The 11149-nt window shown below is 41.6% G+C and carries 11 protein-coding genes and 1 pseudogene; 4 read left to right on the top strand and 8 right to left on the bottom strand.

All coding sequences use genetic code 11. The features are described from left to right. From H3V00_RS11090 to H3V00_RS11055, 8 genes are all read right to left on the bottom strand, one after another. Nucleotides 1–325: tRNA (cytidine(34)-2'-O)-methyltransferase (locus tag H3V00_RS11090; protein WP_198208101.1), on the bottom strand; the 325-nt coding region annotated here is incomplete at its 3' end. A gap of 196 nt (nt 326–521) precedes the next feature. Then, complete coding sequence (locus tag H3V00_RS11085; RefSeq protein ID WP_100125443.1) at nt 522–929, bottom strand: hypothetical protein; 408 nt, start codon at nt 927–929, stop codon at nt 522–524. After that, nucleotides 875–2197 carry a phosphatase PAP2/dual specificity phosphatase family protein gene (locus H3V00_RS11080; protein ID WP_198208103.1) on the bottom strand — a complete coding sequence of 441 codons (1323 nt, stop codon included), beginning with the start codon at nt 2195–2197 and terminating at the stop codon, nt 875–877. Before H3V00_RS11080 ends, H3V00_RS11085 begins: the two co-directional genes overlap by 55 nt. Further along, nucleotides 2194–3954 carry a bifunctional alpha/beta hydrolase/class I SAM-dependent methyltransferase gene (locus tag H3V00_RS11075; protein ID WP_198208105.1) on the bottom strand — a complete coding sequence of 587 codons (1761 nt, stop codon included), beginning with the start codon at nt 3952–3954 and terminating at the stop codon, nt 2194–2196. Before H3V00_RS11075 ends, H3V00_RS11080 begins: the two co-directional genes overlap by 4 nt. After that, nucleotides 3947–4591: a 1-acyl-sn-glycerol-3-phosphate acyltransferase gene (locus H3V00_RS11070; RefSeq protein WP_037393225.1), complete on the bottom strand. Its 645-nt coding sequence runs from the start codon at nt 4589–4591 to the stop codon at nt 3947–3949. Before H3V00_RS11070 ends, H3V00_RS11075 begins: the two co-directional genes overlap by 8 nt. Before the next feature lie 3 nt (nt 4592–4594). After that, the gene (locus H3V00_RS11065) at nt 4595–5509 is read right to left on the bottom strand and encodes a phosphatidate cytidylyltransferase (RefSeq protein WP_078474483.1); all 915 of its coding nucleotides are present in this window, start codon (nt 5507–5509) and stop codon (nt 4595–4597) included. A gap of 1 nt (nt 5510) precedes the next feature. Beyond that, nucleotides 5511–6110, bottom strand: coding sequence for a CDP-alcohol phosphatidyltransferase family protein (locus tag H3V00_RS11060; protein WP_078474481.1), 600 nt, complete (start codon nt 6108–6110; stop codon nt 5511–5513). A 283-nt stretch (nt 6111–6393) separates the two neighbouring features. Then, on the bottom strand, nt 6394–7224 hold the full coding sequence (locus H3V00_RS11055; protein ID WP_084547198.1) for a MetQ/NlpA family ABC transporter substrate-binding protein: 831 nt from the start codon (nt 7222–7224) through the stop codon (nt 6394–6396). Between the two features lie 133 nt (nt 7225–7357). Here H3V00_RS11055 and dinG point away from each other — a divergent pair, with 133 nt between their 5' ends. From dinG to H3V00_RS11035, 4 genes and pseudogenes are all read left to right on the top strand, one after another. Beyond that, on the top strand, nt 7358–9490 hold the full coding sequence (dinG, locus tag H3V00_RS11050) for an ATP-dependent DNA helicase DinG (RefSeq protein WP_198208107.1): 2133 nt from the start codon (nt 7358–7360) through the stop codon (nt 9488–9490). Nucleotides 9491–9634: 144 nt separating this feature from the next. Then, the gene (gene rplM, locus H3V00_RS11045; RefSeq protein WP_025329931.1) at nt 9635–10063 is read left to right on the top strand and encodes a 50S ribosomal protein L13; all 429 of its coding nucleotides are present in this window, start codon (nt 9635–9637) and stop codon (nt 10061–10063) included. 9 nt (nt 10064–10072) lie between these two features. Next, nucleotides 10073–10465 carry a 30S ribosomal protein S9 gene (gene rpsI, locus H3V00_RS11040; RefSeq protein WP_025329932.1) on the top strand — a complete coding sequence of 131 codons (393 nt, stop codon included), beginning with the start codon at nt 10073–10075 and terminating at the stop codon, nt 10463–10465. A 145-nt stretch (nt 10466–10610) separates the two neighbouring features. Beyond that, a pseudogene (locus tag H3V00_RS11035) lies at nt 10611–10843 on the top strand (tRNA-dihydrouridine synthase); the annotation flags it as partial. Between the last annotated feature and the right edge of the window lie 306 nt (nt 10844–11149).

Raw genomic sequence — 11149 nt, 5'->3', positions numbered from 1 at the left:
CGCGACCGAAGAGGAAATAGATTTGCTGATTGGGGTCGCTGTAGTCGAACTGAGTGTAATTGCGTGTGCCGTAGGTTTCTATCAGGTAAACTTGTGCATTAGTCTGGGTTTCAGTCATGCTGATGAATGCTTCCAGACTATCATGATAATGAATATCTACATGAGGCCAGTAATCTAGACCAGCACGCTTAAGCATCTTGTCATCGGTAGAGAAACCTAATGGATGGATTAAATGCAGGCTGGTATGTGTGCCGGCACAAGTGCGGGCGATATTGCCGGTATTAGCAGGAATTTGGGGTTGATACAGAGCTATGTGCAGACTCATCTGATTAGTTTTTTATTGATACAAAAAAGATGATTAGTATAATCTATATTAGAAATTTAAGTGACTACTGCTTTGAATGAAAAATATGACAAATCTATTGCTTATTCGCTTAACTGTTTATAGATAGAAAATTTCTATACCATTTTAATTTAACATAAATTAATCTTATTTTTTTATCATTAAATCTACAGATATTTTATTTAAACAATAAAGTAATAATCCAGATTAGCCAGAGCAGAGCACAGCTTATTAAGGAATATTTGAGTTGCTTCAGAGCTCCCTCATATCTTTGTTCCAAAGTAAAATCTTGCAGTTTTTGTTTTTGCCAAATAGAAGCAAGAATAATACCAGCCTGCCGGTTATTTTCCTGAGTGAGTTCAGAGAAATAATGATTATCCAGCCATAGCCGCCAGCATTGATAAATAACTATATCGGCACCAGCTGTGATCAGTGAACGTATTAAGCCGGCAGATGCGCAAAATATTGCCCATAATAAAGGTATTAATGCCATCAATAACAAAAAGCGCCAGCTTGCTAATGTGTGGCTGACTAACACTTTACTAAGTTCATGTTCATTGGATTCTGGGTTATGCTGATGTGCCATTGCTCAAGAAGTTCCATATGTTTGGAGCCTAGTACAATTTGCGGGCGTTGTTGCTGCACAAATGTACAGGCCTGTTCTACAGTTTTAAAATTATCAAAAGCCAGCAGCCATGCTACTACTACAATGGCACTACGTGATAGTCCCAATGAGCAATGGATTAAAACACTATTGTGCTGTGTACGTAATTTTTCTAATTCACTGACAGCTTGTTGCAATTGCAACATACTGGGGCAAACCAGATCCAGCATCGGTATACATGTATACACACGATTATATGTAGATTGGGCGCGTGGAAATTCGAATGTTAAATCCAGAATGGCTTTTTGTTTAACACTGCTGCAAGGATAACTACCCATAAAAATGTGCTCATTGATTGGGCTGATAGCAGGAATTTTACGGGTATACAGCCATCTGGAAATAGTCATCAGACATCGCCAGGGAAATAACAGAATATAAATAGCCGCTGAATATTTGCCATGCTGTGATTTATATATTGTATTAACACCAAAATGATATGAACAACTGACAATAAATAAAGATAATGCCAGCCATAATAACCACGGAGTAGAATAAATTCCAAAACATAAGCACACAAGCGCTGCTGTTGCATAATACTTAGTCAGCTTTTTTGACTGTGTACACGGTATATGAATATGGGTTTTTGGTATTTTTTTAACCGGTATTAGCCAGTCAATAAACATACCAATAGCTACGCCGATCATTACATCAATAAAATGATGCTGCCATGTCGTCAATACAGAAATACCAATTAACAGAAACCAGCAATGAATCAGCCAGCGCAGACGTTTAGGAGCATGTTGTAAAAAGTGTTGCCACAGCAGCCAGCTTAGGATGATATAGATTATTGAAGATTGATTATAAGATAAATTAAACTGCTCCAGCTGATTAAACCACCAGCCGGTAAAACCTTCAACTTTGGGACGGATAAAGCTAAAACGAAGAGGAAATAGTAAAAAACTGATACAGGCTATTGTAGAAGCTAATACTAACCGGCAGGCCTGACGAGTCTGTTCAGATATAGAGCGACACAAAAATAAAGATATGCTATAGAGCAAAGCCAGACTACAGTAAGGAATAATGGTGAGCGGAATAAACGGGATGTATTGTTCCCAGCTATATACCACACTATTAATATCAGCTCGTGTGGCAGTAAACTGATTAACCAGTTCATACGTTACCAAGAAAAACGGCGCCAGAATGATTAACCAGCCTACTGCCAAACAGTTTAATTGACTACGCAACTTCATGATGCACGGCGAATTGCCATGGATACGCTGAAAATCCCCCATTCATCAATAATTTGTGCACATTTATCAAAACCGGCTGCACTTACCAGAGCATCCATTTCACCTTGCGAACGATTACGCATAATCCACGGCTGCCCCTGACGATGGCTGGTTAAAGACCATGCAATGGTTTTCAATTGCGGGTGCCAAGGTTGATTTGTGTAAATCAGGATACCACCGGCAGGGATAGTTGCTGCTAAACCATTTAGTGAATTGCGTAACAGAGAGTTATCCGGAAAAAGTTCATACAGTCCGGAAACAATACCCAGGGTAGGCTGAGGTGTAAGTGCTGCGAGTTGTTCCTGATTGAAGGCATCACCAATTTCAAATCGCGCTTTATTGCTTAAACCATAATCAGCAATCATCTGCTGACCTTTGCTAACATTAAGTTCACTGTAGTCGCGTAATAAAATTTCTTCAACTGCATTGATATTGGATAATGCTTCAATGACATACCTGCCATGACCGGCAGCAATATCAACAACCCGAACCGGAAGATTTTCTTCCTGTAGTTTTGATACAGCTTGTTTAATCATATACTCCAGATTAATTTTGCGTTGCCGGATACCTCGCCAGCCAATGCTATTGAGATAGGCTTTGTCAAATTGTTTTCCCAGCCAGTTTTGACCCTGAGGCTGATTCTGATAAACATAATCCAGTGTACTGCCGGAATCAAAGCCAGTTTCACAGCCCAGTTTAATGCCATTAGAAAGTTTACCAAGGGTTGTCATACCTTTATGTAAGGCACGATAACTAAAGGCACTGAAAGAAAGCGGAACCGGTCCGCCGCTTAATTCACGCCAGTTATCTGCACTCGGGCTCCAGCGATCTTCATGCTGATAATTAAAAGCGGCTACTGGCTGCTGATATAAGGTATCGATAAAGCTGCGAATTTTTGTAAAAGCTTCTTCTCGGTTAAGTTCGCCCAATGTGTCGTGATAAAAACCGGGCAGAATGTGCATTTCTTTGAGCGGATTGCGAATACGCTGATAGAAATCCAGTTGTGGTTGCCTGTGCACTACATAATCCTGACCTGATATCAGCAGTTGCGTAGGTAAAGTAATAGCAGCAGCATCTTCAATGACGCGGTCGGCTGTACGGTATAAATCCAGTAAAATATTTACTGCAATTGCACGGGTAATCAGTGGATCATTATTAAAACTGTTAACACGTTCAGGATCATGGGTCAGATACTTGCCTTTGACATAGGAATTAACAAAGAACAGACCTTTCACATATTGTCCGAAACTAAGCAATGGCCGAGCAAACGGCACGTACAGTTTTACTTTAAATGCAGGAGAGGCTAATACAAGTCCGCGAATTTTCGGGGCATAATCATGTGCCCATGTTGCTGCCAGTACCGCTCCCACACTCTGGGCAATCACTATGATATTCGAAAGGGGAGTTTGGCTGTCTGCGGCAACAAAATGCATAAATTCATCCACATCCTGTACAGAACGAGCCAGAGACGGGCTGTAACCGCGAGGGCCGGGAGAGTGGCCATGCCCGCGGGCATCCCATGCATAAAAATCCGTATCCGGCATGTTCAGCTCATCCACAATGTGCTGCAAACGACCAGAATGTTCATGTCCGCGGTGAAACAATACAATAACTTTACGTATTGTGCCGGAGGTAATTGCAGGCCAGTGTCGATAAAATAATTCTTGTTTATCGCTGGTATAAAATGTACTTTCTTTTGCTTGGCGTTGTTCAGTCATCAGAATCTCTTTTCGTATATTGCGGACGCAATGCGAGTAAATTATTTAATAAATCTGCTTTAAACTGGTCCTTATCCGGCTGGTAATACATGGCACTGCCAATATTAATGTCTATGAATAGGGGCAGCGGAATACGATTACCTTTAGCCATAATCTGTTCAGTTCCCTGTAGCCATACTGGAATGATGGGTACAGTTGGCATAGCAGCGCTTAAATACCAGATACCTGATTTGAGCGGTTGCATTTTTCCGGGTTCGCCACGAGAGCCTTCTGGAAATAGGATAAGGATTTTGTTTTGACGTAAGGCTTCTTCACAGCCCTGAAGCGGATTGTTCTGACCGCCATTCTGACGGGTAACCGGAATAATGTTGAGAATATTAATTGCAAACCAGGCCAGCCATTTATTACTCAGAAAGTAATCTGCTGCAGCTACCGGATGAATCTGATTTTGCTGTAAAGGTGAGTATAGACCCATCAGTGCAAATACATCCATGTGGCTATTATGATTAGCAACAATGATTGCCGGACCCTGTTTAGGCAGATTGTGATGTTGATGAATACGCAAACCCAGCCAGAAACGCATAAACGGCCATTCTATACATAATGCAAATATGGGTTTGAGTAATGATTTAAGCATGATTTAGTAGTAAAAATAGCGAACGAAATGAAAAAATACCGGTGCAGTAAAAATCAATGAGTCCAGACGATCAAGAATACCTCCGTGGCCGGGTAATATCGTGCCGCTGTCTTTAATACCAATATCCCGCTTGATTGCAGACATGACAATATCACCACAGAATCCGCTTATACTGATGATCAGACCTGCAATTAAAGACATTTCCCAGCTCAGTGGTGTCAGTATAGGACCCAGCAGCATGGCTGCAATTGTCGTGCTGGCTATGCCGCCAAGTAGTCCGGCCAGAGTTTTGTTCGGGCTGACTTTAGGTGTTATTTTGATTTTACCCAGAGATTTACCCCACAAGTATTGAGTAATATCATTGAATTCTGTTAAACCCACAAGGAACAGTACCAATAGTGCACCAGTTTGCTGATGATCATTCGGCAGTACCAGCAAACTGGCAACATGGCTGAAAGCAAATACAGTTGTCATCAAACCCCACTGCAATTGAGACACTGTACGCAGAAAATGTTTGGTATCACCAGCAATAACCATTCGTGCCGGTAAAAACAGGAACATATATACCGGAATAAATATAATAAAAAAACCGTACCAGTTACTGCCAATAAACCAGTAATTAATCGGAATAGTGATAAACATCCACAGAATAGGCATACGGTCTGCATGGCGTGCCGGTACCAGCGTTAAATATTCTTTTAACGCCATAAAGCTGACCAGAGCAAAAAAACATATCCCTAACCAGGATGGACTGATTAATGCCAGAGAAAACAGTATAATAATAATCCACCACGTTCGAATACGCAGTGTGAGTTCATGCCAGTCTTTATCCGGTTTCAGGTACACTAATAAGCCATTGATAACTGTAGCCAGTAATAAAAGGCTGAAAATGACCAGTAAGGATTTTTGCAACAGCATATCAGTGTTCTCCGGTCAGTGCACTGCGACAACGGTTAACACAAGTCCAGACCAATAAGACAATTGATATACACCACAGCAGATTGTTCCATGATGTTAATTCTGGCCAGATAGCCAGTAATAAAGACCATGTACCGAAAATCAGGGCACGATCACTTTTACCCATGGGACCCGCATAGCTGCGGATTCCATTAATTGTTTGAGCAAGAATGCCGCAGAATTCCGTAAGTACTGCACAAAAGAGCATTACCAGTACCACAGTCGTATTACTGCCCGGTAACAGAATGAACGGCACATATAAGGCAATATCAGATAAGACATCACCCAATTCATTTAAGACAGCACCAAGCCGGCTTTGCTGGTTACATTCACGAGCGAGCATGCCATCCAGTGCATTGAGCGCCATTCTGATAAATAATGTAATCGGTAGCAGCCAGAATAATCCCGGATGCGGAAAAATAGCCAGTATGACACCGATTAATACAGAAAGACCAATTGCAGAAAGGGTAATGTGGTTTGCTGTAACGCCTTTTCGATACAGCCAGAACATGAGCGGGCGTAATAATTTTTGAAAAGCAGGTTTGATACTGTAAAGAGTCATGCTTTTATAAATTAAGTTATGTAATTTCTATATTATAAAATGTATTTAAAATTTTTGTTTTGTTATTTTTATTAAACATGTTAGGCTGCTATACCGCTTTGTTGAGCCATACTGCAAAACACACGTTAATAAATATTACATGCGGGGTTTATTTTCAGTGTTGTGATTAATAAGTAGTGAACTGCTATACGTTTTTAAATTTTTACTGTTACGTGATGAATTTATAGATGAATTGCCGGTAATGCGTGATAGTATTACCGGCAATTTTCAGGATGTAATAGGTTTATTCACCTTGTGGCAGTGCCCACATCTGATTTTGATTGTATTTCTGCATAAATTGTTTAAATTCTGGTGATTGATAGGCTGCTTTTAAGTCTTTTGCCCACTGTGTATCTTTATTTTTTTCATTAATGGTAACCACCATTTCCATTTCCGGAATTACTTTTTCACGAAGTACGGCTTTTTTCGGATCAAGTTTAGACTGGTAAGCAATTCCACCGGAGGCGAAACCGAAATCTACTTCACCCAGTGTGCGCGGAATCATGACTGAATCCATTTCTTTAATTTTCAATTGTTTTGGATTGCTGACAATGTCTCTGGATGTTGCCAGTATCGGGTTAGTGCCGGATTTGAGCTGAATGAAATGATTATCGGTCAGAATGCGCAATGCACGTGAAGTATTGGCCGGATCACTGGGAATCAGCACAGTAGCACCATTAGGCGCCTGCTGAAAGGATGTGTATTTGTCTGAGTAAATGGCAGCCGGTATGGTAGGGATATGTACCAAAGGATACAGATGTGTACCTTTTTCACGGTTAAAGACATTAAGATAGGCAGTATGCTGATCCAGATTAAAATCAACCTGACCATTATTAACAGATTGATTATTCACTTCCAGCGTGGAAAAATTCATGGTTTTAATGGTGTAGCCCTGTTTTTCCAGAATAGGTTTAATGCCTTGTTCAAATACTGTGCTGTAAGGCATAGCAGAGGCACCAAAAACCAGCTCTTTTTTGGTCGTACTGGCTGCTGTGGAATCTTGCTGAGTTTTAGAGCAGGCAATAAGACCTGTTGTCACGAGACAGAATAAAACGAAATAGATAATTTTGTTCATAATGTGCCTGCTAAAAATTTAATATGGAATTTAAGTATATAATTGGAATTAGTTTGTAAATATACTGATTTTAAATAACTTTACTACTAAAAAGAATATGGGTTTATGCTATTTACCTATTGTTTGAATTGTTATGCTTACTGATTTAGAAAAAAACGCCATACGTGATCATTACCAAAGTATTGCCAGAAGTTTGCCTAATTTCCGGCCCCGGCAGGCACAGCGGGAAATGATTGCAGCCGTTGCTAATGCATTTTCACGCACTCAGCAACAGCAGGATGGTGAGGATGCACCGGAGCGCAATGGTGAGTCTATCGTTGTAGTAGAGGGGCCGACAGGAGTAGGTAAAAGTCTGGCATATTTACTTGCCGGCGGAATTATGGCGCAGACGCGCGGCAAAATACTGGTAGTAAGCAGTGCGACTGTCGCCTTGCAGGAACAACTGGTCGGGCGTGATTTACCGTTTGTAGTCAGGCACAGCGGATTGAGTCTTAGTTTTGCTCTGGCTAAAGGACGCGGACGTTATTTATGTCCCTATAAACTGTATCAATTAACCCAATTAAACGCACAGGACAGTTTGCAGGGTTTTGAACCACAAATGGTACTCTGGGAGCGGAAGCCTAAAAAAGAAGAATTGGCAGTATTGCGTAATATGGCAGATCAGTTTGCTGCCCGTACTTTTAATGGAGACCGGGATACATGGCCGGAACAAATTGACGACGGTTTATGGCAGAAAGTAACTAATGATCGCCATGGTTGTTTGAAATCTGGGTGCCCGAACCGCGCCGAGTGTCCTTTTTTTCTGGCGCGGGAGACGCTGGAAACGGTGAATGTTGTGGTAGCCAATCATGATTTACTGCTGGCTGATATCGGCATGGGCGGTGGTGTAATTTTGCCGGCACCGGCCAATAGTTTTTATTGTATCGATGAAGCGCACCATTTGCCGCATAAAGCTTTACAGCAATTTGCGGCTGAACATAGTTTGAATCAGACATTATGGTTTTTAGACCGGATTGGCAATATTGTAGATAAAGTAGCTGGTGTGCTGGATAAAAGTGAACTTGCAGTGCTGGTTGTTGAAGCTGCATCGGGTTTGCAGGAAAGTTTGCAGGAATGGCTGATTTGTCTGGCTGATGAACCCAGTCTGGCAGTACAGGACGGTATCGAAGAAAGCAGCTGGCTGTGGCCGGATGGTGAAATACCATCGAGTTTGAATATGCTGGTAAATAATACCGCTATTGCCGCACGAATGCTGCTGAAACATTTAAACGGTATGAATGAGGCATTATCTGCCTCCAGACGGGATAAGAATAAGGATAGCAGCCTGCTTGATCAACTCAGTACTGATTTGGGCATGCTGCTGGCGCGAACTGAACAGGTCGTGGATGTATGGGATTTAATGTCCACGGAAAAAGTTGAAGGCGAAGCACCACTGGCTAAATGGATTACTCGGATAGCTAAAGATAAGGTTGACTACAACTTTCATGCCTCTCCCATTACCAGTGCCAGTAAGCTGGCCAGTGGTTTGTGGCGGCGGGCAGCAGGGGCATTGCTGACTTCGGCTACACTGCGCTCACTGGGTACATTTGATTTACTGTTAAAACAAACAGGCCTGAGCTGGTTGCCTGATACTACTATGCTGGCACTGGATAGCCCGTTTCATTTTGCAGAACAGGGTGAGCTGTATATACCGGCACTGACAGCCAGCCCGAAAGATGCGGCAGCGCATACCAGCGAAATTGTTAAATGGCTGCCGAAGCTGATTAGTGAAAACGAACCCATTGGGACACTGGTATTATTTTCTTCACGGCGGCAAATGCAGGAGGTTGCACTGAAATTGCCGGACAGTCATTTGCCCTTATTGCTGGTGCAGGGAGAAATACCCAAACAGATATTATTAGAGCGCCATCATGAGGCAATTGCTGCCGGTCGTCCAAGTATTATTTTCGGTCTGGACAGTTTCGCTGAAGGTCTGGATTTACCCGGTGAGATGTGTGTGCAGGTCATTATTGCCAAGTTGCCGTTTGCTATGCCGGATAATCCGATTGAGAAAACCCGCAATCAATGGATAGAGGCACGCGGCGGTAACCCGTTTATGGAAATTACTGTGCCGGAAGCCAGTATCAAGCTGATTCAGGCCGTAGGGCGGCTGATTCGGACTGAAACAGATTACGGCCGGGTTACTATTCTGGATAATCGTATTCTGACTGCGCGATATGGTAAACAGTTACTGGCGTGTTTACCACCTTTCAAACGTATCGGCTGAATATGACTACAGATGTAATCATCAATGCAACTGTATCCTGCTCAGTACAGGGAAATTGTCATACAAACCCTGTACAGCAATTGACAATCAATTGATTAATCTTTAATATTAGAAGCTTTCGTATATTTATCTGGATTAGCTTTTATGAAAACCTTTTCAGCTAAGCCCCATGAGGTGAAGCGCGATTGGTATGTGGTTGATGCTCAAGACAAAGTTCTGGGTCGTCTGGCTGCTGAAATCGCCCGCCGTCTGCGTGGCAAACATAAGCCAGAATACACGCCACATGTTGATACTGGTGATTACATTATTGTAATTAACGCTGACAAACTGCGTGTGACTGGTCAGAAACAGACTGACAAAAAATACTATCGCCACTCAGGTTTTCCTGGTGGTATTTATGAGCGCACTTTTGCTGAAATGCAAAACCAGTTTCCTGGCCGTGCGCTGGAAAAAGCCGTTAAAGGTATGTTACCTAAAGGCCCGTTGGGCTATGCCATGATTAAAAAACTGAAAGTATATGCTACTGCAGAACATGGCCATGCTGCTCAACAACCTAAAGTTTTGGATATCTAAGGACACGCAATGAACGGTAAATATTACTACGGCACGGGTCGCCGCAAAAGTTCAGTGGCTCGTGTTTTCCTGCAAAAGGGTAGCGGTCAGATTATTGTAAATGGTCGTCCGCTGGATGAATTTTTTGGTCGCGAAACCGGTCGCATGATTGTTCGTCAGCCTCTGGTACTGACTGAAAATCTGGAAGCTTTCGATATTAAAGTAAATGTTGTAGGTGGCGGTGAAACCGGTCAGTCTGGTGCGATTCGTCATGGCATTACCCGTGCACTGATTGACTACGATGCAGCTCTGAAACCAACTCTGTCTGCTGCTGGTCTGGTTACTCGTGATGCACGTGAAGTTGAACGTAAAAAATTCGGTCTGCGCAAAGCACGCCGTGCAAAACAGTTCTCAAAACGTTAATCTGTATTGCCACTACCAAAACAGTTTATATATTCAAAAAAGAGCCTTTATTGGCTCTTTTTTTGTGAATAGGTCAATAAAGATATATTGTAAATTTTGAAACAGATTACTGGCATATTATCCGCAGGAGCAACCTATTGCTTAGCAGCAGGGCGGCAGTAAGCGGGCAGTTCTAGTACAGGCTGCTATAATTACTGCTGGTTATGAGTATGATGAAATTAATCTGAACTGCGGCTGCCTCAGCACCAGCTCGCGGGTACAGCAAGGTGCTTTTGGTATCTGTCTGATGTGTAAAGTTGAACTGGTAGCACAACGCTTAATGCTATGCAGGAAACGGTTAATATTCCGGTTACGATTAAGCATCGCATCGGTCTGGATTAAGTCGAGTTTTACGGACAAATATTAAAGCAAAAAATTACAAGTTATATAGTTTAATAAAAATAAAACAAATCATAATTAGATAATTGTTTAATATTTTTTGCTAAACAAATTATTTATATTTTTAGTATTAATTTTAAGATTAATATATCTGTTTTATTAATAATAATTAATGATTTGTATCTAGTAGAAATTAATCTATATAATTTTATTCAATCTAATTTGTAACTATCCCCTAAAATAGTACAGCAAGAAAGTAGAAAATTCTCTATGATATTTTTAAGGAGAATTTCAATATGAAAAAAT

Origin of the sequence: Snodgrassella sp. W6238H11 (genome assembly GCF_016100525.1) — a bacterium.
In the GTDB taxonomy this organism is placed as follows: Bacteria; Pseudomonadota; Gammaproteobacteria; order Burkholderiales; family Neisseriaceae; genus Snodgrassella; species Snodgrassella alvi.
The sequence above is the reverse complement of the archived record's forward strand: the minus strand, read 5'-3'. Positions and strand labels throughout refer to the sequence as shown.